Genomic DNA, 23,887 nt, shown 5'->3' with positions numbered 1-23,887 from the left:
CCTCCCTTAGTTCAGATCGTCTTTGGTCATCAGCGTGTAAAACAGCCAGCTGACCAACAGAGTGATTGCGAAATAGATCAGGCTCATTGCGGCGGCAGGACCGAGGTCAAACTGACCAAGCGCGATTTTCACCAGATCGATAGACAGAAGTGTCGTCGAGTTGCCCGGCCCGCCGCCTGTTAGGACAAACGGTTCGGTGTAGATGTTGAAACTGTCCATAAACCGCAGAAGGATCGCGATGGTGAGGACAGTTTTCATCTTGGGCAACTGGATGAAGCGGAACACGCTCCAGTTCGACGCGCCGTCGATTTTGGCGGCCTGATAGTAGGCATCCGGGATCGACACGAGACCGGCATAGGAGAGCAGGACAACCAGCGAAGTCCAGTGCCAGACATCCATTGTGATGATCGTCACCCAAGCCGCCAGCGGATCTTGCGTCATGTCGTAGTTGATGCCTAATACGTGGTTCAGGAAATACCCAAGAAGTCCGATGTCCGGCAGCGTGAAAATATTCCACATTGCGCCAACTACGTTCCACGGGATCAGCATCGGAAGCGCCATCAGCACGAGACAAACCGGCACCCAGAAACCCTTGCGCGGCATCGACAGCGCAATGGCAATGCCCAGCGGGACCTCGATGACAAGAATAAGCGCGGTGAACATGAACTGGCGGCCCAATGCGGCATGGAACCGGTCAGAGCGCAGAATTTGTTCAAACCAGTCAACGCCTTGCCAGAAAAACACGTTGTCGCCGAAAGTTTCCTGAAACGAATAGTTCACCACCGTCATCATCGGAATGAGTGCGTTGAATGCGACAAGCAGCAAGACGGGCAAGACAAAGAACCATGCCTTTTGGTTTTCGGTCTTCATGCCGAGACCTCCTCTGGCTGAGTGGCCAGCCAACCATCCACATAGAGGCGGGTCTGGGCTTGCAGGAATTTGAGATGCACCGAGGCACCTTTCTCGGGCGCGGGTGCCTTGATTATGGCGTTGACGCGGTTCCCGCCGGCATCACATTCGACAACCATGTGGCGGCCCACGTCGGACACTTTGGTGACAGTGGCGGGAATGCCGGAGCTTCCGAGAGCGACGTACTCAGGGCGCACACCGATTTCCAACTGCCCGGAAACGTCGTCCGGCACGGCACCTTCCAGCAGAACGGGCGCTCCGTTGAACAACGCTTGCCGGTCTTTGACAGAGCACGGTAGTACGTTCATTCCTGGCGATCCGATGAAGTGACCGACAAACGTGTGGGCAGGTCGTTCGAACAGGTCCACCGGCGTGCCGATCTGAACAACTTCGCCTTCCTGCATGACCACCACCTGATCCGCGAAAGTCAACGCTTCTGTCTGGTCGTGGGTCACATAGATCATCGTGGCGTTTACACGCTGGTGCAGTTCCTTGAGTTTGGAGCGCAGTTTCCACTTGAGATGCGGGTCGATCACTGTGAGTGGTTCGTCAAACATCACCACATTCACGTCCTCGCGTACCAAACCGCGGCCCATAGAGATTTTCTGTTTGTTATCGGGGCTTAGACCGGCGGCTTTCTGGTCAAGCATATCCGTGACCTCGAGCATTTCGGCGATAGCTGTGACGCGAGACTTCACGATGTCTTCGCCACGCCCGCGATTGCGCAAGGGGAAGGCTAAGTTGTCGTAAACCGTCATGGTGTCGTAGATCACAGGGAACTGAAAAACCTGCGCGATGTTGCGCTTGTCAGGCGGCAGATGGGTCACGTCCTGATCATCGAACAATATCTTGCCTTCAGACGGGACCAACAGGCCCGAGATGATATTGAGCAACGTAGATTTGCCGCAACCGGACGGCCCAAGAAGCGCGTAGGCGCCGCCATCATTCCAGTCGAGATCGATTTCCTTGAGCGCGTATTCCGACCGGTCTCTGGGTTCGGCAAGATAGCTGTGCTTGAGGTTGGAGAGTGTTATTTTGGCCATGTCTTTGCCTTATGCCGCGCGTTGGCCGTCAGGCGTGAAATAGAAGCACGCCGTGGGATCAAGGTAAAAGTCGTGCGCCTCGCCGACCTCATAGGGATGGACGCCGTGGCTGAGTGACACCCAACTGCCCTGCCCCATGTCGAAATGTGCACTGCTTTCGGAACCGCTGAGTTCGGTCACCTGCACATGCCCCTGGATCCGCACGTGATGCACATCATCGCTGAGCGGAAGAACGTGGTGGGGACGGATTGCAACCGTGTAATCACCGTCAACCAGAGTGCTGTCCATGACCGTCCAGCTGACATCGCCGAGATGCACTGTGTCGCCGGTTTTGGTGACGGTCGCGATGTTGATGGGCGGGTCCGAAAAAACGGCGGCCGAGCGCAGGTTGGACGGTGCGCGATAGGTTTCCGCAGTTGGACCGAATTGTGTGACTCGGCCGTCCTCCATCAATGCGGTGTTCCCGCCGAGCAGCAGCGCTTCTTCAGGTTCGGACGTGGCATAAACCACCACCGCGCCGCGGCCGGCAAAAAGTTCAGGTAACTGGTCGCGCAATTCTTCGCGCAGTTTGTAATCAAGGTTCGCCAGCGGTTCATCGAGAAAAACAGCTTTGCTTTCCTTGGCGATGGCACGTGCCAAGGCGGTACGCTGTTGTTGTCCGCCAGACAGCTCATGCGGGCGACGGTGCAGCATCGGGCGCAATTGCAGGATGTCGGCAGCTTCTTCGACACGGCCCTGAATCTCGGATTTCGCCATGCCAGCGACCCGCAAGGGAGAGGCGATATTGTCGAAAACCGTCATGTGTGGATAGTTGATGAAAAACTGGTGTACGAGGCTGATGTTGCGCTTTTGGGTGTTGAGCCGGGTCACATCCTGCCCGTCCATGAACACCTGTCCGCTGGCGCTCGGGTCGAGCCCCGCCATCATCTTGATCAGCGACGTCTTGCCAGAGCCGGTGGCCCCCAAGAGCACATTGAAGTGGCCCGGCTTCAAGGTCAGCGATGTCTCCTTTATGTGGAGTTCGCCACCGACGCGCTTGGTCACATTCCTGAGTTCGAGTGTCATTGCTTTCGCGACTTTCCAGAGCGCCAATCGGCGCCTTGTGAGTGGTGAGGATGCCCCGGAGATTGCGCTCCGGGGCCAGGGAGTGGGGGCAAGGTGATCCCTCGCCCCCGCTGGGGAGTGTCCCTATTTCAGGGTCAGTTGTTGGCCCAGCGCGCAACGAGCTCGTCGTAGTTTACGGTCTTGCCTTGCGGCTTTTCGTTGTCGAGCTTGGGCTTGGCACCGCCATTTGCGAACCACCACTCCGCGTCTTTCTCTTCGTTCAGACGCGGGCCGCAGCCGCCATAGACATTCTGGGCTTCGTCCGCACGCTGCATACGCGCCATGGTGATGTCCATTTCCTCGGCCAGGCGATCCATCGCTTCCTGCGGAGTGAAGGCACCGGAGTTCACGTCACCGATTTGCTGCCACCAAATCTGGGCAAGCTTGGGATAGTCCGGCACGTTGATGCCGGTCGGAGACCATGCAACGCGATCAGGCGAGCGGTAGAATTCTACCAGACCGCCGAGTTTCGGCGCGCGTTCCGTGAAGCTCTCGTGGTTTACAGAGCTGTCGCGAATGAAGGTCAGGCCCACGTGGGATTTCTTGACGTCGACAGTTTTGGAGGTCACGAACTGGGCATAAAGCCAAGCTGCTTGTGCGCGATCTGCCGGTGTCGACTTCAGGAATGTCCAGGAGCCAACGTCCTGATAGCCAACCTTCTGGCCTTCTTCCCAGTACGGACCATGCGGGCTCGGTGCCATGCGCCACAGCGGGTTGCCTTCGGCGTCAACAGTGTTGTTGCCTTCGGACTGAGGCTTCACCATGTCTGCGGTAAAGGCCGTGTACCAGAAGATCTGCTGGGCCACGTTGCCTTGGCTCAGAGCTGGCAGAGACTGGTAGAAGTCGAAGGATGCGGCGCCCGGAGGGGCGTAGTTGCGCAGCCATTCGTCCCACTTGCGGATCGCGTAAACAGCCGCCGGTCCGTTTGCTGCACCACCGCGCGTTACAGACGCACCGGCCGGGTTACAGGATCCGGCTTCCATGCGGATGCCCCATTCGTCGATAGGCACGCCGTTCGGCTCACCCTTGGAACCTGCACCGGCCATCGAAAGCCATGCATCGGTCATCCGCCAGCCCAGGTCAGGCGCACGTTTGCCGTAGTCCATGTGGCCGTAGATGGCCGTACCGTCGATTTCTTTCACGTCGTTGGAGAAGAACTCGGCGATGTCCTCATAAGCGGACCAGTTGACCGGCACACCCAGATCATAGCCGTACTTTTCCTTGAAAGCGGCCTTCAGGTCTTCGCGGTCGAACCAGTCTTTGCGGAACCAGTAAAGGTTTGCGAACTGCTGATCAGGAAGCTGATAAAGATCACCGTCCGGGCCGGTTGTGAACTGGCTGCCCATGAAGTCGCCGAGGTCGAGCGTCGGCGATGTGGTCGCAGCCCAGTCCCCTGCCATCATGTCGGTCAGGTTGTACGCAAGCTGAAGACGCGAGTGTGTGCCGATCAGATCGGAGTCATTCACATAACCATCGTAGAGGTTCCGGCGTGTCTGCATTTGTGTCTGCACCGCCTGCACAACTTCGCCTTCGCCGAGAATCTGGTGGTTAACCTTAATGCCCGTGATTTCCTCAAATGCTTTGGTCAGCACTTCGGATTCGTAGCCGTGCGTCGGAATGCCTTCGGACAGAACGTTGATTTCCATACCAGCGAACGGAGCTGCGGCCTGAATGAACCACTGCATTTCCGATAGCTGTTCGTCTTTGGACAGAGTCGACGGTTGGAATTCCTCGTCGATCCATTTCTTGGCCGCCGCTTCATCAGCGTGCACGGCTCCGCCCGCAATCACGGCCGCCGCCGCAACTGCGGAGAGAAGATACTTCCGCATCTCTTTCCTCCCATTTGTAATAGTGCCAGAAACCTTCTGGTTTCGTGACTGACATAGAGGTTTCACATGCTGGGGCTTCCTGTCAAACTAAAATTTTAGTTTTTAGTAAGATACTGTTTTTAAATTATATAATGACGGATACCTGAAATCTCAAACGATCAAAACGCCCGCCATCCCTCTTCGTCCCTGGGCGAATTTCACCCGTTTGGGACTACGAACATCTTGCGAGAAGAAATGGAATAACATAACAATTCCTGCAATTCATTTAGCCCCTTCCGGAGATAAATCATGACCCGCAAATCCGTCTTGCTGTGTACCACGCTCATTTTCACCGCTCTGCCCGCTATGAGCGAAGAAAAGCGTGAACTTGGCGCCCACGCCCATGGCCACGGCGCGTTGAATCTCGCTTTGGACGGAAATGTGCTGGCAGCAGAACTTGAAGTGCCAGGTTTTGACATCGTTGGTTTCGAACATGCAGCCGAATCCGATGCCGACAAGGCGGCGATTGCGGCTGCGCTGGAAACACTGGGCGATCCGCTCGGCCTCATGGCGTTGCCCGCAGCAGCCGGATGCGAGGTGACGGAAACCTCGGTGGAATTGCACGGCGATGAAGATCACGACGGGCACGACGACCACGGGCATGACGACCACGGCGACGAAAAACAAGGCGATCACGCTGATCACGACGAGCATGACCACGACGACCATGGCGATGAAAAGCATGACGATCATGCCGACCATGATGACCATGATGACCATGATGACCATGATGACCATGATGACCATGATGACCATGAGCATGAGGACGAACATGCCGATGAGGCCTCGCATTCGGAATTCCATGCCGAATACGTTCTGACGTGCTCAGATCCGTCGAAACTAGACAAAATAGAAATGACCTACTTCAGCGTTTTCCCAAATGCAGAAGAACTCGAAGTTCAACTGGTGTCTGATGCTGGCGCGCGTAAAGTGGAGGTCAGCGGGGACTCGCCCGTGATTGATCTTAACTGAGCACAGGACTTTTTCGTCGCCAATGAATGCCGCCGTGAAAATGACCGATGTGGCGTTCGCTTGGCGCGGACAAACGACGTTTTCGCTCGCCCTTCCAGACTTGACGGTGGCGGCGGGCGAAAAACTCTTTGTGTTGGGTGAAAGCGGCAGCGGGAAGTCCACTCTGCTTAGCCTGATGTGCGGGATCACGACGCCACAATCCGGAAAAATCGAGATCGACGGCACAACGCTGTCTGACCTGCGGCCAGCACAGCGCGATCGGTTTCGGGCAGAAAACATCGGCGTCATCTTTCAGATGTTCAACCTGTTGCCCTACGCCTCACCAATTGAAAACATCGTTCTTCCGCTCGCGTTTGCCCCCAATCGCGCCAAACAGGCTGGCGACCAGACCGCAGAGGCTCTGCGGCTGACAAAAGCACTGGGTTTGCCGGAAACGCTTGTCACAAGGGCACGCACAACCGAACTCAGCATCGGACAGCAACAGCGGGTGGCGGCGGCGCGGGCTCTGATCGGCAAACCGCGGTTGATAATTGCTGACGAGCCGACCTCGTCGCTTGATGCCAACACTCAGGAGGCCTTTGTTGATCTTTTGATGGAGCAGACAGCGGCGGCTGATGCCTCTTTGATCATGGTCTCGCACGATGCGCGGCTTGCAGACAGGTTTGACCGAGCGTTGGATCTTTCCGAAGTCGCGCAGGTATCGCGGAGCGGCACATGATTCTTGTCCGTCTCGCCATAAAGTCGCTGAGAAGCCGCATTCTGACTGTCGGATTGACGGTGTTTGCCATCGCACTTTCGGTGGCGCTGTTCCTTGGTGTCGAGAAGGTGCGCACGGGAGCGAAAGCCAGTTTTGCCGATACCATCTCCGGCACAGACTTGATCGTCGGCGCCAGATCAGGCGGCGTGCAGCTCTTGCTATATTCGGTTTTCCGTGTGGGCAACGCGACCAACAACGTGACGTGGCAAAGCTATCAGGACATTGCCAACCGAGACGAGGTCGATTGGATCGTGCCATTGTCTCTAGGAGACAGCCACCGCGGGTTTCGCGTTCTGGGCACGAGCACCGCGTTTTTTGACCGCTATAAATACAGGGGCGGACGCGACATCGCGTTTGGCTCCGGGGTGGGTTTTGACGACCTTTTTGAGGCAGTTGTTGGCGCGGACGTTGCCAATGAGCTGGGCTATGTTCCCGGCGACGAGATCGTCGTCGCGCATGGGTTGGCATCGTTCACAGAGCATGATGACAAGCCATTCAAGGTTTCCGGTGTCCTCGAAAAGACCGGCACGCCGGTGGATCGCACAGTGTTTGTAAGCCTTGAGGCCATCGAGGCCATCCATATCGATTGGCAAGGCGGCGGCAGATCCCAGAACACGATCAGTGCGGAAGAGGTGCGGCAGATGGATCTGACCCCCAAGGCCATCACAGCGGCGCTTGTCGGGGTCAAATCGCGGCTAAAGATATTTGGGCTGCAGCGCTGGGTGAACACCTATCCGGAAGAGCCGTTGCTGGCCATTCTGCCCGGCGTTGCACTGAGCGAACTCTGGAGCTTGATTGGCGTCGCTGAAACCGCGCTCGTGGGCGTTTCGGTCATGGTCGTCGTCACTGCGCTTCTGGGCATGATGGCAATGATCTTTTCCGGTCTGAATGAACGACGGCGCGAGATGGCCCTTTTGCGCGCGATTGGCGCGCGTCCCCGCACGGTACTGGCGCTGCTGATGACCGAAGCTGCCGTAATGAGTCTGGTTGCGACGCTGCTGGGCGTTGCCCTGCTTTACACGGGATTGTTCGTTGCCAGATCCTATGTGGACGCGGCATTTGGTCTGTATCTCGAGATCACCTGGCCTACGACGCGTGAGTATCTGGTTCTGGCCGCGGTTGTGGTTGCGGGGACTTTGGTTAGTCTTCTGCCCGCCGTCCGCGCCTATTTTCTCTCGCTGGCGGACGGAATGCAGGTACGGTCCTGAGGCCGAGACATAGGATAGAGACATGCAAACGCGGCGCGACTTTCTTAGAGTTCTAACGACGGCCACCCTGGCCACGGCGACGTCCGGTGCCTGGGCCCGCGACACCGTGGATCTGGACTGGAGCGACTTGATTCCGGCGGGCGACATGGCAACCCTCATGCGGGATTTGCGAGGCTTGGGCGTCGTGCAGCACGGTGAATTGTCCACCGGCTTTGAACAGGCTGAAGCTGGTGGCGTAACAGAAGCGTTTAATGGCCAAACTGTGCGGATACCCGGGTTTGTCGTGCCCCTCGACTTTAGTGCGACCGGTGTCACGACCTTTATACTGGCGCCGTTTGTAGGCGCCTGTATCCATGTCCCTCCCCCGCCGGCAAACCAGCTGGTTCTGGTCACCGCACGCAAGCCCTACGAGCTTGTGGACATGTTTGATGCGGTGGAGGTAACTGGCGTGTTCGGCACCGCAGCCACAAGCACCGATCTGGCCGAAATCGGCTACACAATCGAGGACGCCAAAGTGCGCGCATACAAAGGCTGACGCAGCCTCCCAGCCACGCATAGCCAGTCAATTTCATATGTATGACTTGGTGCCTCGCACACGAGCTTTCTGCGAGCAACCCAGTTTCCGCGGTGTTTGCCTTACTGCCCAAACAGACGAACAAGCGAGGCCGGGTTGAGCACGTCCCGTCTGTGCCAATGCGGGATCTGCCGGCGGTCGGCGGTCAACTGTTCAACATCCCCCACCAGAGCGCATGATCGTGTCGCGTAATTTTTGTAGACACTTTGTGGCGGGTTAGTACTAATCCCCGCCTGGCATTTCCCATCCAGAAGCGGCCAGAAACACTCTGAGCTGACGCTCGAGCTCTTGGTAGCTACAATCCCCAAGGCGACTGCGACGATGCTCGGCAACGTCAACCAATCTTTCACTAAGCAAATTCATCAGCTCATGGCCTTTTTCAGTAGGCGTAAGTCGTACTTCGCGCCCATCGGAGCTCAAGCGGACGCGCTTAAGGTAATTCGCGTCCTCCAGACGCACGGAATACCGGCCCAAGGTAGCGTCATTAAAAACAAGTATCCGGCAGTAAGTCGTTAACGGTTGATCCGGGAAACGACACACCATGCCAAGCAGCGACAGGTGTCCCGTTGGCAAACCTACGTCTGACGAGATTCTCTCAAGGTCCGAGGTCATAACCCGGCCGGCGATCTGGAGAAGAACGCCGAGCGAAACATCGCGAACGTCGCGTTTTGGCTGCATTTCGTCGCTGGTCATAGCTCATAAATTCACACTTGGTTAACGAGGTCAAATCACTAAAGCAATCAATCGCTTACGCAACGGGGAATGAGAAAAAACCTCCAAAAGCGCGAAGAAATCAGGGAGATTTTCCTTCAGATGATAATGTTTCAATTGCAATATTGTCAACTGAAGGAAGATTGTCGTGATAAAACCACAATTTGAGACTTATTGCTGCCAAATTGTTCAGAGGGAACCACAATGAACAAAAGACTCGACCCGACACTTTCTGTGAAAGACTACTCGCACCTCAGCCAGTCCCAATCCGGAGTTATTGATACGGGTGACCGCGCCAAAACCTACGTTTTTGACGAAGATGGCCCGGGCTCTTTCAAGATCATCGGAAAAACCAACCGCCCCGAATTTGATACAAGTTCCGTGCTCAAGCGCATCGCAAAAACCAACGATGGCCGCGAAAACTGGGGCGAGGCGAACAACGGCGACGGCGAAAGCCGCAACAAGCTCGACCTCTTCGATTCTGAAGGCAATGTGGCCGACGACTTCGTGGCCCTCGTAAAAGAGGCTATGGAGGGTGATGAAGGCATCACCTTGGGTGGTCTGTCCCGCGCCAGCGGTGACTACGTGCTTGAGATCGAAGTGCAAGGACGCTGGAGCTCTGACATCCTGAAATTCTCCGGCGACTACGTGGCACAAGCCATGCAGCAGCTGGCACAGGAAGACCCGTCAGGTTACGCAGCCACCTTTGGAAGCGCTGGCCCAACCCACGTTGATCTCTTCGACAAATCCGAACAGGTTGGGGTTTTTGTTTTTGACAGGCCTGACAAAAACGACTCCGTCTATCACGGCCGCAACAACTTCTCCACGGAAGACATGAGCGACCTTCTGGACGGCGGCTCCTTCATGAATGACGGGGAAATGATCGCTGTGGTCAACGCTGCTCTCAACCAGAAATACGGCATCGCTGAATTGGACGGCCTGACCTACTTCAACGACGATGGCTCCAGCATCTCGATTGGCATTACCAACACTCGCGGAGCAACCGACACCATTGTTCTGACCGGAAGCGAAGTAGAGGCTGTTATCGGGGGCTTCGCGGATCAGTTTACAACCAACATGGACACTGGTGACGGTCGATCCAAGTTCGCCTTCTGGGACACAGATGAAGGGGGATCCATGTGGTGGGGCGGTGGCAAGAACATCGTCCATTTTGATGAAGATGAAACCGTGTCCCTCGGGAATACGTCCGGAAACCAACTCAACACTGGGGAGATAGACGAGTTTGTGTTCCTGGCTCTTTCAAACGACGGTGCGAAAGACGTGGATGTTGTTCTCGGGGGACAAGAGGGTGACGATTTCATCAAGGTCGAACTCGCCACAAAAGGTGGTAACACCGACACGTTGGTCCTGACAGGCGATCTCGTTGAGCAGGCGATCGAAAGCTATTGGGATTTCGTCGCCTAATTGGCTGCCAAGCAAAGCTCAACTTCCAGAGGTGCCCACTCATTTGGGCACCTCTTTTCGCGTCCGCCGAACCGAAATCTATCGATCAACAGTGGCTACAATGCCATCTTGGCGATGGCCTCTTAAGTGCGCTTTGCTCTCGTAGAATTTGAAATTTGTCACACATAGATTTGCGCTGTTCGATTTCTGCTTCACCACAGTGAAGACTGACAATTCGGTGCGCTTGAACCTCGTCTCAAATCCTTCCTAGGGTTGCTGATTGACCCGCAGCGCCAACGCCCAATATCCCCAGCATTGCAAGTAAAAGGTATTGCGGCACATGGGGCTGGTTCGCGCGGATAGAGCTGCATCGTGGAGCGCGTGGCGGTTACGAATGTGCGCAATAAGCCGTTCGCGCGACTTTGCAAAGCACGCTTTCTGCGAGCTGCAGACCTTGATGCACCGCGCAGCAAGCGGGTTCCGCTCTGACAGGGTATGAATGGCCGCTTTGGCCAAGCTGAAGCTCAGCATTCGCAAATGCAGAGAATGACAGGAATCCGCCCGATCCGCAAAAACACCAGATCGGCCCAAAGCCGCCGTTGGCGGGATTGTCGGCATGCGGAGCGACTTCGCGATTGGAGATCAAATTCGCGCTCTGAGACCAACGAACGCGTCCTCCGGCACTCCATTGTGCGCAAACTCGATAATGGTTGATTTTTTGTTTTGTATGTTAACTATTAAGCGTTTTTCAGAAAATTGAGTTTGAGTGGATAATGAAGGTTACACGGTCGGAAGCTTTGGTAGCGCAGAAATCGATTGTTCTTACAAAATCAATGGTGGACGAGAACGAAAGAGCGGCGATTGTTGGATCTCTGAACGTCGTCGATCCATCGCTTGGCGACACCTACACAGTGAGCCTCTCTGCCAATTCATCAGGCCTGTTTGCGATTTCAGGAAACACGCTCAGTGTCGCCCCAGGGAAGGCTCTTGATTTCGAAAGCGCGGCCAGCCACGCAATTACAGTTCGCGCCACCGATGACCGCGGCTTCACAGTTGATCAGTCTCTTAGGATCACAGTCAACAACCTTTCGGAATTGCTAGTTGGTAGCAACAACGCCGACACAATAGCCTCAGGCTTTGGCGCCGACACTGTAACGCTCAACGGCGGACCAGATGCGTTGCAAGGCACACTCCACGATTTAAATGGCGACACAATAACCGACTTCGCGCTCGAAGATCGGATCGTCGTTTTGCAAGAACATGCAAGCATCAGCGGCATTTCCGCGAGTTTTGAAGCCGCGGAGCTAGAGCTCGATGCCGATGGAGACGGGACCGCCGACAGCACATTGACCATGTTGGGAGACTTTTCGACCGGCGATTTCATGGCAGTCGCGAATGGGCTGAACACCCAGGTGACTTTTGAAACGTTTCTGCCAGCCCTTGGTGAGGGCGTGAGGGTTGCTCCGGGCGCAATCAACGGCGTTGCAAACCAAGCTTTCTTGACCGGCGATGGGGCAAACACGTTTCTGGTGACGTTGAACGAAGCACAGATGGGTGCACGATACGATAATACGTTGGGGGTCTATGAGATCGCCGACGATGGGACGATTTCAAATGTGCGCTTGCTCGCCGAGAGTGTCAAAGACAGCGCGAACACGAGCTTTGAAATCTCAGGTGTCGCTGCTGGCATGCAGCTTGGCTTTTTCATTGTGCAAGACGGAGCCCAATGGGCAAAGGCGCTCGAGGTTAAGGACGTACTTGGGTTTACAGGTTCAAGTGTCCACAGCGCGGCGCCAACGCTAACGGTAAATGGTGTTGAAACGGATGTCGCTGTATTTCACAGCTTTCGCCCTGAGTTGAATCCGGGCAATCAGCAGCATGTTCTCTCCGGTGTCGCGCCCGGCGGCGCTGGATTATCGCTTGGTTTTGAAGATCAAACAAACGGTGGCGACCAAGACTATCAGGACGTGGTTTTCACAGTAACCAAAGCCACACCACTTATGCCTGTGTCTCCGATGCCAAGCACCGTTGCCGGTGCCGTCAACGCCGAAACCGGAGAAGACACCCCTCTTTCGATAACACCTGATATCGACGGTCCACTTGCTTCTCAGCCCTATACGATAAGTCTGGACACAGTGGGCCTTTCCGGTCTTGCGTCAGTTCAACTCGACGGGACAATCGTTTACGATCCAGCTGGCGCCTTTGACTATCTCCGGCTGGGCGAAACAGCACAGGAGCTGTTCACCTATACCGTTACCGACGCCAAGGGTGTGACGTCGCAGGCAAGTGTTCATGTCACTGTGCTCGGGCTCAACGACGCGCCCATGGTTGTGCAGGAAACGACGACAGGCACCGAAGACACAGCGCTTCGGATCTTTCCGTTGGCGAATGACACGGATGCCGAGAGCGACGCATTGACGATCGTCGCACTGCGTGGTGTTTCCAACGGGACAGCTGAAATCGCCCCGGATGGCCAGTCCATCCTGTTTACGCCTGCCCGGAATTTCGACGACGGCGTGACTTTTGAATACCTGGTTCAGGACGCTTTTGGCGCGGCAACCTGGGGCAGTCTCGAGGTTGGGTTCACAGGCGTGAACGACGCTCCGAACGTCGGCAATCTGTCGGACGAAACCGAGGCGGGCTTGAGGGTCAACTTCCTCCTAGGGGATTTTGAGCCGTCGTTGGTTGCGGACGGTGAAGATCTCAACCCATTTACACTACCGCGTGCCTATGGTGATCCTGACGCCTATGACGAGCACACAATCACCCTTAACACGGCAGGTTTGCTGGGGGTCGTGACTCTGGGTGAAGGCGGAGCAGTTTCATACGATCCGGGCGATGCCTTCAAAGGGTTGGCTGCGGGGCAAACGGCACTTGAAAGCTTTACTTACACGGTCACCGACCTTGGTGGTCTTTCGTCAACAGGAACCGTCAACATCACGGTAAACGGTGCCAACGACTCGCCGGTCGCGAGTGATGACTCGGTGTCCACCAATGAAGACCAGCCGATTGTCATCACCCCTCTTGGCAACGACACAGACCCCGATACAGGGGACAGCCTTACGATCGTCGCCCTTCGCCCGCCGCAGAACGGCACAGCCAAGATCGCTGCCGACGGGTTGTCGATACTGTTTACGCCAGATCTTGACTGGAGCGGGACGACTTTTCTCGAGTATCAAGTCTCTGACGCGGGCGGGTTAAAAGACTGGGCAAAGGTGGACATCGAAGTCTCGCCACAAAACGACAACCCAGTGCTGCAAGCCCTTTCTGGCAGCACAATGGAAACGAGCACAATCCAGCTCACTCCGATCTTCAGCGATGTTGATGGCGACAGTCTGACACTGTCTTTCGACGATACCGGCACTCAAGGGGCGGTGACACAAAACGCAGACGGCACCTTTACCTATGATCCAAACGGCGCGTTTGGCGGCCTGGCGGACGGCGCCATTGCCACCGACACATTCATTTTCACTGTTTCTGACGGCAATGGCGGCATAACAAATGCAACCGCAACGGTGACTGTCACGGGGCAGAATGTGGCCCCTATCGCTGTGGCCGACACTTTCTTTGTTGTGGAAGACACGCCAACCGTTCTGTCTCCGTTGAGCAATGATATAGATGGGGACGGCGACGCGCTCGTTATTATCGGTCTCTCGAATGTGCTAAACGGCAGCGCCGTGTTGAGCGCGGACGGCACGTCAGTCACGTTTACTCCGGATGGAAACTACAACGGCCCAGCCAGTTTCACCTACACACTGAGGGATCCGGATGGAGAGACCAGCAGCGCCGTGGCAGGGATCTCGGTGACGGCGGTGAATGATGCGCCTGTTGCATCCGGTTATGACATTATTATCGACCCCTCGGTTCCCGCGCCTGAGTTCGTTCTGGACCTGCAGTTTATTGACCCGGACATCGTTTATGGTGACACGCATATAATATCGATCGATTATGCTGCCTCAGACACTCTTTTTGATCAAAACCCGGCGCGATTTGGTGCGAGCGAGTTCTATATAAAATCGTCTACGGGTGAGGTCATCTATTCGCCTCAGGACGCTTTTGTAACCGCTGCTGCAGGTGAGGTATTGACCGAGACTATTGTCGTTAAGGTCACTGACGCGGGTGGGCTGAGCGACACTGCCGAGTTCAAAATCTCGACCACAGGCGTGAACGACGCGCCGGAAAGCTTCTGGATATCCGGCACCGGTGGCAAAGAAGACGCGGGCCCGATGATCCTGTCGCTGGGAGGTGTCATCGATCCTGACTTTGGCGACAGCCACCAAATCAAAGGTATCGCGGACGCTGTGGGCGGTTCGGCACGTTTGTTGCCCGACGGGACGATTGAATTTACACCGGACCCGGATTTCTGGGGCAAGGCGTCGCTTGAGGTCACAGTTGACGATGCTTCGGGAGCCAGCGTAACCCAAACCGTCGACATTCTGGTGGACGGGACGGCAGACCCGATCTCGGTTGGCTTTGAGGTCTCCGAAGGGCCTGAGGTCAATCAGTTTTACTTGGACGTTTCAGCCATTCGTGCGTTGGAGAGCAGCGGTGAAAACCTGCGCGAACTTACGCTCGAAGTCGTGGATTCCAACGGAAACCTGCTTCCCAACCAGTCGTCATATCTAAGCCAGAGTTCGTTCTCTCCGACCAGTTGGGTCGGCGACAACGTGGCACAAAGAGTATTGGTTACCATCCCTGACGGTGCCCCAGCCGACTTTGGAATCCGTGCCAATGTCACTGCATTTACGCCAGGTCTCTACTTCACGTCGACCGACCCAGACAAATTCACCACTGCAACCAGTACTTTTGATGTCAGCTGGAAGAGCGCGACCAACACTTTCGAGGAAACGGTCACTTTCTCCGACCAATCAATTTGGGAGAACGGTTCCGCAGACACGCGGCACGAGGCCAGCTTTGGTCTGGGTGCAACGCTGGGTGCGGGCATCGATGAGAGCCAAACGCTGCTATACGCGAACCTTACCGCGGGTGGGGTTGGGGCAAAAACCCATATTTCCGGCGCGATTGGAGTTGATGCCTTCACGACCTTCGGCATGACCAACACTGTCTACGCCGAGGGTGGCGGCACCTCGGGTGGGGTTACGTACGACGGATCAGTGAACATTTTTCACAACAAGGTCACCGATCTGGTGCAGTTTGAAACGTCGGCAATGCTGGATCTGGCCAACTCCTCTTTCGTTGCCGGTTCGCCTGAACTCGGCTTCTCTTCTGCTTTGAATAACCTGGTTTTCAACCTTTCGGCCTATGCGAAAATCTGGGGCTATGTGCATCTAAAGAGCGGCGTCACCACGACCGGGCCTGAGTTCAACATCGGCGGCAGTCAGAACATCGGTGTCAACCTCCCGGGACTTGAGTTGGTGTCCTACGACGGAACAACTCTCAGCCTGCTTGAGGGGCTGGCGACTAAGGATGGCACCAACTATACCAAGACCTTCACCAAAGGCACGAACGAGTTGGGTACGGTCACACTGACTGCGCCCCAAGTTAACTCGACGTCGACACAGCTTGATTCGGCTTCGCTTGCATCCGGTGCCAAGACAGAGTTTGCAAACTTTACGCTGGACTTGGATGGGATTATCGCGACGGCTGCTGGTAAGCCCAATCCTGTGCATCTGCGAAAAGGGATCGGCGAGGAAGGAGACGCGGCTTACGCGTTTCTGTCGCTCGAGGCCTTGGACCTCGATCTTGTGAACCGGCTCAGCTATCAGCAGAACCATATCCTGACACCGGGTGAAACCTTACCCGGGGTGCTGGTGCTCGAAGATGGCGACCGCTTTGAGTTCAAATTTGGTGACACAATCGATGTTGGCACACTCGCCAGCCACGACGTGAACGGGGATGGGCAGCTTGAATACAGTTTTGAACTTGACCCAACGGCGCAGTTTCAGACCAAAGCTCAGATTGTCTATGAGATGTTTGATCGGCTGGAAATCCTCAAGGCCAGCTTTGGCGGCGGGATCGATTTTGGAGTGCTCGAGGAGGACTTCTCAAAGACTCTGGGTCCCTGGAAATCCACCAACTCCAACGTAATCGATGTCGAGGAGTACCTGCCAATTACAACTCAGGATTTTGCACTGTCCTTCGACGACGCGACGACATCTGTTTTCCTGATTTGATGCGGATTTCGCGAGCAAAGAGACGACGCGGGTTATTAAACGGGTTCGTGTTCTGATCGGGGATGCAGGAGTAGAAGGCGCGGCTGGGACAATCGATGAACGGCAGCTTTCGCGGCGCTGCCACAGGGACCGCGAGAGCGTGGAGAATGTCCGCTTGCGAACCGTCGTCTTGCTCAGCCTTCCCGCGGAAGGATTCCACTTGCTTAACGCGATCAAGGTATCGCGATATGCGGCCACACCGATCTGGGTTGGCTGCTCAAACGGCTTGCCTCCCAGAGCTTTTCCGAACGCGCGAATGTTGGTCAAGTCGGCATCCACCGTCTTTTCATTGAGCCGCCTTAGGTAGATTTACCAAGAGTGGGTGATGCGTTCATTTTGTCCCGAAATCCGTTAACTGAGCGGCGCTGCGATTTTCGTCGCATCGATTTTCCCAATATCAACATGACTGGCTCCCGTTTCTTCGTCCAATGCGCTGGGCACCCACTCGTTTGCAGTTTGCTCGGACAAGCGCTGCCCCGAACTTTGCCTAAAGGCAGGCATATCCAATCGAAAGTTCTTGGCCGCGAAGCGGCCTGCGAGACTCGACTGCGCCCAACAAGCCCGAATGGCGAGCATAAAGCGCGAAAGGCGGTCTCGCTCGGGCCGAAGGCCTGATCTGTTCGAAAACCACTTAAAGTTACCAGCAAAGCGTTTGCCGCCCTGCGTGCCACCGCGCAACGCTCAGCACCGTTACGGCCCCTCCCAGAATCCGAAGCACCCCACACCGCCAAACGATTACAGAAAGGCTCTGTGCTTTGTCTGTATAAGTATTCAGAACGGCCGGTCGCTGGGTCTCTCACATCCCAAACCAATTCTCAGAAAAACCTCACAGCTGAGCCAGCGCTGGAAAGGCAATCCAGAAGTGCCTCACGTTCAGTTCCGAACTGCCGCAAAATCGCTTCGGTGAACTGTTACGGAAAGGAAACCCGCACGGGGTCAAGCCATTGAATTCACGACACTATGTGAAAGTGGCGGAGACGAAGGGATTCGAACCCTCGAACGAGTTTCCCCGTTACTCCCTTAGCAGGGGAGCGCCTTCGACCACTCGGCCACGTCTCCGCCGACGCGTGTATCAGCCTTGTGACAGGAAGGACAAGTGCAAAAAACGAGATTTGGGCGCAAATTTGCGTACACCCCGAGCCGCAATCCTTGGGCCGTCAGACCCGCATCGGCCGAGGCATGTGCCTACGAGAGCCGCTGCCAGTTATGTTCGATATTCCGGGCAGCGACCTTCACCTCATTTTCAAATGTCATCGACAGCGCGAGTGCGCGGGCGTTTTGCGCGATCTCTTTTGCCCGCGTGTCATTTGCGCGAACCCAATCGTATTTTTCAAACAGATCGCTCAGGTCTGCCGCGACCGGGACGAAGTGTTCCCATGGCAACAGGCGATCATAGTACCACTGGCGATACCCATAGTCGCCAGCGATCTTGAGCACACAGCAACCCATCAACATCCGGTGGAAAAGGTTGTCCCAAGTATTCGAGTAACCGTCGATGTCGATAGCAAACTTCCGGCCAAACCAGGAAATGTTCTCGACCCGCGGTCTGTTCAAACCGGCCTTCGCGATTATCGGGTCATGTGGCTGGGCAACACCTGCTGAGAAGCCAAAATCGATTTCACTATCCTTGCACAACCAAGCGCATCGCAATCGTTGCTGCAAAAGCGGATGTGTGGCCAAGGACGCCTGCCCGCTCAGCCAACCAAGGCCATTTACTCCGCCACGCCAGACCAGATCGGAACTGCGGCTGCCCCATGCGACGTCTTCGCTTTCAATCCGGTCGCGCATCTCCTCAAAGCCTTGCGCCTCAAAGAAATACTGGTCCGGCACGAGAGCCGCATCCTCGCGGTATGAGGAAAAGAAGAAGCCGCCAAGGCTCAGCTCGTGTCCGTCAGAGAAATGGAACGGCAAGCGTTCCACATCAGCAGAAGCCTTGTTCAAATAATACAGGAAGGACATCGCGCGACGTCCGCCCATGCGCGCTCCCAAGCCTTTTCCTACCGATTTTTTCTGAAAGACAATATCATAGCCGCCTTTACGGCGTTCAATAACACCATCGAACTGACAGGCAATTTCATCGCTGAAACGCACTTTGAAATCGGGTGGGGGAACATCGTATCCGGTGAAAAACGTCAACCCACGACTGCGGGAAATATAACTGTAGTAAAGGCTCATCATCCGGTCCTGCATAACGGCGTGCATATTGATCGCCGTCGGTCGGAGCCGACCATGCCAGACGGGCGGACGAAATCAAGCGGGATGTGTGGACACCATTGGACAGGGACCGGCGATCAGGCCGCCTTGAAGGTGTTCATCGCCCATTCGGCACGCCATTTCGGATCAGGCGAAACATCATTGCCAGCCAGAAGCGCTTCCACTGCAGCAATCCGGGGCTGCATGCCCTGTCCGTTTGCCACTTGAATCGCCAGTCCGGGGCGGGCGTTCAACTCGAGCACCTGTGGACCACTTTGCCGATCCAGCACCACATCGACCCCCATATATCCAAGCCCGACGGCTTTCTGGCACTGCGCTGAGAGCTGAATGATTTCTTCCCAGCGTGGGACAGCGATCTGGGCAAGGTCGGCCTCTGTATCGGGGTGTAGCAGCACAGGACGATTGTATTGAACGGCGCGGTTGGAGCGCCCCGTGGCGATGTCCAAACCGACCCCTACTGCGCCCTGGTGCAAGTTGGCTTTGCCGTCAGATGCGGCGGTCGACAAGCGCGTCATCGCCATGATCGGAACCCCCTTGTAGACGATCACCCGAATGTCAGGCACGCCTTCAAATGAAAAACCGTCAAACACCGGATCAAAATCAATCATCGCCTCGATCATCGCGACGTCGTTCTTGCCGCCCAGAGAAAACAGACCGGAAAGGGTGTTGTTGATGTGACGGGCCACTTCATCGAAGCCGATTTCAGCGCCCGAAGGTTTTACATAGACGCCATCGCGCTGCTCGGTGATGACCAGAATACCTTTGCCCCCCGACCCTTGGGCCGGTTTGATCACAAAGCTTTCGAACGGCTTTAGAAATGCCTGCAATTCACGGATCTGACCTGTTTGGCGGACGACGCCCAGCAATTTGGGTGCCGCCAGCTTTTCTGCCAGAACCAGTGCCTTGGTTTTGAGCTTATCATCCACCAAAGGAAAGAGCACGCGAGGGTTGTTCTGGGCGATCAGTTCCACGTTGCGCCGGTTCATTCCAACGATCCCTGCGCGACGCAGGCTCCAGGGGGCAGCCAGCCGCATCAGGTGTCCTCCCGCGTCAAAGGTTCAAATCTGCGCAGCTCGCTGAGGCGATAACCGGTATATTGACCGATCACCAAAATGAGGGCGAGCACCACCAGCAGGAGTTCCGGATACGCGAATGTCAGATACGCAACCTGTCTGTCTGTCATCAGGAGATAGGCCACGATCGCCGTAAACAGGGAACCGCCGCCTTGCACCAACACGTCCCGCATTCCTTCTTCTTCGGCCAGTACCGACATGCGTTCGATGGTCCAAGCGATAATGATCATCGGGAAGAACGTGATCGACAAGGCTGCGGTGACGCCAAGTTTGAAGCCGACAACCGAAAGCGCGAGATAGAGCCCTGTGACCACGATCAGCACAGCCGCTATTCGAGGCACAAGGAGCAGGTTAAGCGACGTCAGGTACCCCCTGATCACGAGGCCGACGCCGACAACAATCAGGAACAATGACAGACCCGCGATCAATTCTGTTTGCACAAATGTAAGCGCAATCAGAATGGGCATGAAAGTCCCCGACGTCTGAAGGCCGACAAGATTGCGCAAAACCACAACGACAAGTGCGCCAATGGGAATAAGCAGCAAGGTAGCAAAGGTGTTTTGCACATCCACTGGCAACGCGAGAATGGAGAAATCGACCAATCCTGCCCCGGTTTCACGGCCCAGCTGTACAGCCAATTCACGGGACGACACGCGATCAACGATGCCGCTGAACACGATTTCTGAACCACTGCCGCCAGACACTTCATACAGAAGCTCATCCTGACGGGCGAACGGAACGAAGTCTGACGGCATGCCAACCGTCTGCGCCACCGGAACGATTACTCTCCAGCTTTCACCATCCCAGAGTTCAATCAGACGCGACACGGACAGACTTCGACTGGTTTCTTCAAGATAGATGCCGCGCAACTCGTGGGCATGCACGCCCGCAGACCGAAGCAATCTGACCGTCATGGCGGCGCGGTCTGCCACCTTTGGCTCGTCTCCTAAAAGAGCTTGAACATAGTCGCTGCCCGCATCCTCCCAGAGTGTTTCCGCCAGGCGAAGGCCAAGCCCGACCTGATCCGCAGAGAAGGAATATGCTTCCTCCAGAAGCGCATCGGCTACGTCAGCCTCGGGATCGGCAAACGGCTCTGCTGCGGGGTCGCCGGAAGGAGGCTGCAAATCCGGTAAGATGCCGCCACCCTTGTAGACACGGGCTCGAAAAAACAGCCGCTGGGGACCGCTTTGCTTGCGGGTCTCCCAGACCCCGACGCGCGGTCCGCCGGATTGTTCGATGTGGTAGGCGTACCCGGGAGGCGCCAAGCCTTGTGGCACAACATAAACGTCGCGTGTCATGTCCGGCAGGTTCAGAGCCACACGAACGGGCTCATCCTGCGCCTCAAAGGTAATCTGCGCCTGAAGCGTCCATACGTTCTCTTTTTCGCCGGGCGTGATCGGGAACCCCAGAACAAAGTGCTTGTAGCCGGCGACACCGAAACCCACGAGCAGCAGCACCGCCACCATCAGGCGCAATTGTTGTTTTGCAGACATGATCAGCGCTCCATTTCTTCTTTGGTGCCGTGCAAATAGGCGCGGCTGACGTCAATCAGTGTGACGCCGCTTAGAAAATTCCGGCCAATCAAAAGCGGAAAGGTAAAGTCGGTTCTGTCGGTCAGGTTGACTTCGACGGTTTGCACCAGAGGTCCGACCTGCAACGCCATTTCGACCACCGGCCTGCGTTGATCGGGTTCTCCGCCGCGCCGCGTAATAAAGGCTACACGGACGACTGGGCGCTCCATTTCGATACTCTTGTCGAGTTCTTCGTTGCGCGCGACGAAACGCACCCAGGGTTTGCCATCCCGCTCGAACTCTTCGATATCAACCGCATGCAGCGAGGTCGTTGTGGCACCGCTGTCGATGCGCGCGGGCCAAACACTATCGAGTTCCGGCAGGGAGAACATTTCCGCTTCACCGATCACCAGAAGGTCACCGACCTCAAGCTTGTCCTCCAGCCTGACGACTTTGGGAACCTCGTCGGCGACGCCTTGAGGTGCGTGAAACAACAGACCAATTACGAGCAAAAAGACCAATCGTGCCAAGGTGAGCTACTCCGCACTGTTAAAAGGAAATCGTCTAAAGTCCTCTAGCTATAGCACAATTTTTCGTGTGCTCACCTTTTTCTTCAAATGCCCGCTGTCATCGAGGTCGAAAAACAAAAACGGCCGCGATCATCTCTGATCGCAGCCGTAATCCATTTTCCGTCCGAACCAGGTCCGGCGAAGCCGGGTATCAGGTGTTAAACAGGAAATGCATGACATCGCCGTCTTGCACTTCGTACCCTTTGCCTTCAGCGCGCATTTTGCCCGCCTCTTTGGCACCGCTTTCGCCGTTGCAAGCGATGTAGTCGTCATAAGCAATCGTTTCGGCGCGGATGAAACCCTTTTCAAAGTCACCGTGGATCACGCCCGCGGCCTGAGGTGCCAAAGTGCCCTGACGAATGGTCCAAGCCCGCGCCTCTTTGGGTCCGACCGTGAAGTAGGTTTCCAGGTGCAACAACTCATAGCCCGCACGAATCAGACGATCCAGACCGGCTTCCTCCAGTCCCATTTCGCCAAGAAACATCTCGGCTTCGTCATCTTCGAGCTGGCTGATCTCTTCTTCGATCTGTGCCGAGATAATCACGTGGCTGTTGCCCTGCGCGGCGGCCATTTCTGCCACAGATGCGGAGTGCGCATTGCCTTCGGCGGCTTCGCTTTCGCCCACGTTGCAAACATACAGGATCGGCTTTGTCGTCAGAAGTTGCAGCATTTTCCAAGCTTTGGCGTCTTCGTCATCGACCTCGACCAGCCGCGCCGGCTTGCCATCCTCCAACATTGCCTGCGCCGCCTTCAGAAGGCGCTCCTGCTGGACAGCTTCCTTGTCACCGCCGCGCACCTTGCGCACGATTCCCTGGAGTCGCTTCTCGATGCTTTCGAGATCGGCCAACATCAGTTCGGTTTCGATGGTTTCAGCATCGGCGACAGGATCTACGCGACCATCCACGTGGGTCACATCGCCGTCCTCAAAACAACGAAGCACATGGGCAATCGCATCGGTTTCCCGAATGTTGGCAAGGAACTGGTTGCCAAGACCTTCGCCTTTGGATGCGCCTTTGACCAATCCGGCAATGTCCACAAACGTCATCCGGGTCGGGATGATCTGTTTGGATTGAGCAATTGCCGCCAACTTATCAAGACGTGCATCCGGTACGCCGACTTCGCCCACGTTGGGCTCGATCGTGCAGAACGGAAAGTTCGCCGCCTGCGCCGCAGCGGTTTTGGTCAGCGCGTTAAACAAGGTCGACTTGCCCACATTCGGCAAACCCACAATACCCATCTTGAAACCCATGGCCGGTCTCCTGTCACAGCTTTGACGCTGCTCTTATGCAGAGTTTGGGCGCGGTGCAAGCCGCGTGTTATTCTGGTTCACAGGAGGACCAGCGACATGACATTCAATCCCTACCTCAATTTTGACGGACAATGCGCCGAGGCTCTGACCTTTTATGCAGACCTATTTGGGGCAACGGACCTCACCTTGATGCCATATAAAGACGCGCCGGACAGCGAGCAACTGCCGGCGTCTGACCGCATCATGTACGGGCACATAATGCTTGGCGAGGCGTGCCTCATGGCGTCCGATTTTCCGCCCGGGATGCCGGCGAAGCCGATGGAATCGGTTTCGGTCAACCATCCGGTGCCGGATGCAGCAACCGGACAGAAGATCTTTGCTGCGCTTGCCGAGGGTGGCGATGTGACCATGCCTTACGCCCCCACATTCTTCTCCAGGGCATTCGGCATGGTACGCGACCGATTTGGCACGAACTGGATGATCGGAGTCGCACCGGACGAGCAAGCCTGACGCCCGATAACGGGTGGCATTGATTTTCCGGCGCGAAA

The 23,887-nt window shown here is 56.0% G+C and carries 17 protein-coding genes and 1 tRNA gene; 7 read left to right on the top strand and 11 right to left on the bottom strand.

Features of this window, described 5'->3' with window-relative positions; genetic code table 11:
* Positions 1 to 6: 6 nt before the first annotated feature.
* The 4 genes from BXY66_RS04015 to BXY66_RS04000 form a co-directional block, all read right to left on the bottom strand.
* Positions 7 to 870, bottom strand: a complete 864-nt coding sequence (locus BXY66_RS04015; protein WP_132858882.1) for a carbohydrate ABC transporter permease — start codon at positions 868 to 870, stop codon at positions 7 to 9.
* Positions 867 to 1,952 carry an ABC transporter ATP-binding protein gene (locus BXY66_RS04010; protein ID WP_132858881.1) on the bottom strand — a complete coding sequence of 362 codons (1,086 nt, stop codon included), beginning with the start codon at positions 1,950 to 1,952 and terminating at the stop codon, positions 867 to 869. Before BXY66_RS04010 ends, BXY66_RS04015 begins: the two co-directional genes overlap by 4 nt.
* A gap of 9 nt (positions 1,953 to 1,961) precedes the next feature.
* The gene (locus tag BXY66_RS04005) at positions 1,962 to 3,017 is read right to left on the bottom strand and encodes an ABC transporter ATP-binding protein (protein ID WP_132858880.1); all 1,056 of its coding nucleotides are present in this window, start codon (positions 3,015 to 3,017) and stop codon (positions 1,962 to 1,964) included.
* 134 nt (positions 3,018 to 3,151) lie between these two features.
* The gene (locus BXY66_RS04000) at positions 3,152 to 4,885 is read right to left on the bottom strand and encodes an ABC transporter substrate-binding protein (RefSeq protein WP_132858879.1); all 1,734 of its coding nucleotides are present in this window, start codon (positions 4,883 to 4,885) and stop codon (positions 3,152 to 3,154) included.
* Positions 4,886 to 5,173: 288 nt separating this feature from the next.
* On the opposite strand from BXY66_RS04000, the gene zrgA reads away from it, so the two are divergent.
* From zrgA to BXY66_RS03980, 4 genes are read left to right on the top strand one after another with little or no spacing between them, the layout of a single operon-like run.
* Positions 5,174 to 5,896 carry a zinc uptake protein ZrgA gene (zrgA, locus tag BXY66_RS03995; protein ID WP_132858878.1) on the top strand — a complete coding sequence of 241 codons (723 nt, stop codon included), beginning with the start codon at positions 5,174 to 5,176 and terminating at the stop codon, positions 5,894 to 5,896.
* 40 nt (positions 5,897 to 5,936) lie between these two features.
* Positions 5,937 to 6,614: an ABC transporter ATP-binding protein gene (locus tag BXY66_RS03990; RefSeq protein ID WP_243694287.1), complete on the top strand. Its 678-nt coding sequence runs from the start codon at positions 5,937 to 5,939 to the stop codon at positions 6,612 to 6,614.
* Positions 6,614 to 7,861, top strand: a complete 1,248-nt coding sequence (locus BXY66_RS03985; protein ID WP_132860329.1) for an ABC transporter permease — start codon at positions 6,614 to 6,616, stop codon at positions 7,859 to 7,861. Before BXY66_RS03990 ends, BXY66_RS03985 begins: the two co-directional genes overlap by 1 nt.
* A 22-nt stretch (positions 7,862 to 7,883) precedes the next feature.
* A complete protein-coding gene (locus BXY66_RS03980; RefSeq protein WP_132858876.1) occupies positions 7,884 to 8,396 on the top strand; it encodes a DUF3299 domain-containing protein in 513 nt (170 codons plus the stop codon).
* Between the two features lie 261 nt (positions 8,397 to 8,657).
* Here BXY66_RS03980 and BXY66_RS03975 read toward each other — a convergent pair whose 3' ends face one another.
* On the bottom strand, positions 8,658 to 9,128 hold the full coding sequence (locus BXY66_RS03975) for a MarR family winged helix-turn-helix transcriptional regulator (protein ID WP_132858875.1): 471 nt from the start codon (positions 9,126 to 9,128) through the stop codon (positions 8,658 to 8,660).
* A gap of 222 nt (positions 9,129 to 9,350) precedes the next feature.
* Between BXY66_RS03975 and BXY66_RS03970 the strand changes: the two genes are divergently transcribed.
* Both BXY66_RS03970 and BXY66_RS03965 read left to right on the top strand, forming a co-directional pair.
* Positions 9,351 to 10,571: a hypothetical protein gene (locus BXY66_RS03970; RefSeq protein ID WP_132858874.1), complete on the top strand. Its 1,221-nt coding sequence runs from the start codon at positions 9,351 to 9,353 to the stop codon at positions 10,569 to 10,571.
* Positions 10,572 to 11,323: 752 nt separating this feature from the next.
* Complete coding sequence (locus BXY66_RS03965) at positions 11,324 to 16,684, top strand: Ig-like domain-containing protein (RefSeq protein WP_132858873.1); 5,361 nt, start codon at positions 11,324 to 11,326, stop codon at positions 16,682 to 16,684.
* Positions 16,685 to 17,692: 1,008 nt separating this feature from the next.
* Here the strand turns inward: BXY66_RS03965 and BXY66_RS03960 are convergent.
* The 6 genes from BXY66_RS03960 to ychF all read right to left on the bottom strand — a co-directional run bounded on the left by BXY66_RS03960 (position 17,693) and on the right by ychF (position 23,339).
* Positions 17,693 to 17,782 (bottom strand) — tRNA-Ser (locus BXY66_RS03960).
* Positions 17,783 to 17,908: 126 nt separating this feature from the next.
* The gene (locus BXY66_RS03955; RefSeq protein ID WP_132858872.1) at positions 17,909 to 18,925 is read right to left on the bottom strand and encodes a glycosyl transferase family 90; all 1,017 of its coding nucleotides are present in this window, start codon (positions 18,923 to 18,925) and stop codon (positions 17,909 to 17,911) included.
* Between the two features lie 89 nt (positions 18,926 to 19,014).
* Complete coding sequence (locus BXY66_RS03950) at positions 19,015 to 19,971, bottom strand: alpha-L-glutamate ligase-like protein (RefSeq protein WP_132858871.1); 957 nt, start codon at positions 19,969 to 19,971, stop codon at positions 19,015 to 19,017.
* Positions 19,971 to 21,503 (bottom strand): UUP1 family membrane protein, encoded by a 1,533-nt coding sequence (locus BXY66_RS03945; protein WP_132858870.1) that lies wholly within the window; start codon positions 21,501 to 21,503, stop codon positions 19,971 to 19,973. Before BXY66_RS03945 ends, BXY66_RS03950 begins: the two co-directional genes overlap by 1 nt.
* Positions 21,504 to 21,505: 2 nt before the next feature.
* The gene (locus tag BXY66_RS03940; RefSeq protein WP_132858869.1) at positions 21,506 to 22,051 is read right to left on the bottom strand and encodes an ATP-dependent zinc protease family protein; all 546 of its coding nucleotides are present in this window, start codon (positions 22,049 to 22,051) and stop codon (positions 21,506 to 21,508) included.
* A gap of 190 nt (positions 22,052 to 22,241) precedes the next feature.
* Positions 22,242 to 23,339, bottom strand: coding sequence for a redox-regulated ATPase YchF (ychF, locus tag BXY66_RS03935; protein WP_132858868.1), 1,098 nt, complete (start codon positions 23,337 to 23,339; stop codon positions 22,242 to 22,244).
* Between the two features lie 96 nt (positions 23,340 to 23,435).
* Here ychF and BXY66_RS03930 point away from each other — a divergent pair, with 96 nt between their 5' ends.
* Positions 23,436 to 23,849: a VOC family protein gene (locus BXY66_RS03930; RefSeq protein WP_132858867.1), complete on the top strand. Its 414-nt coding sequence runs from the start codon at positions 23,436 to 23,438 to the stop codon at positions 23,847 to 23,849.
* The last annotated feature ends 38 nt before the right edge of the window (positions 23,850 to 23,887 follow it).

Source organism: Shimia isoporae, assembly GCF_004346865.1.
In the GTDB taxonomy this organism is placed as follows: Bacteria; Pseudomonadota; Alphaproteobacteria; order Rhodobacterales; family Rhodobacteraceae; genus Shimia; species Shimia isoporae.
This window is presented reverse-complemented; position numbering and strand designations above follow the sequence as displayed.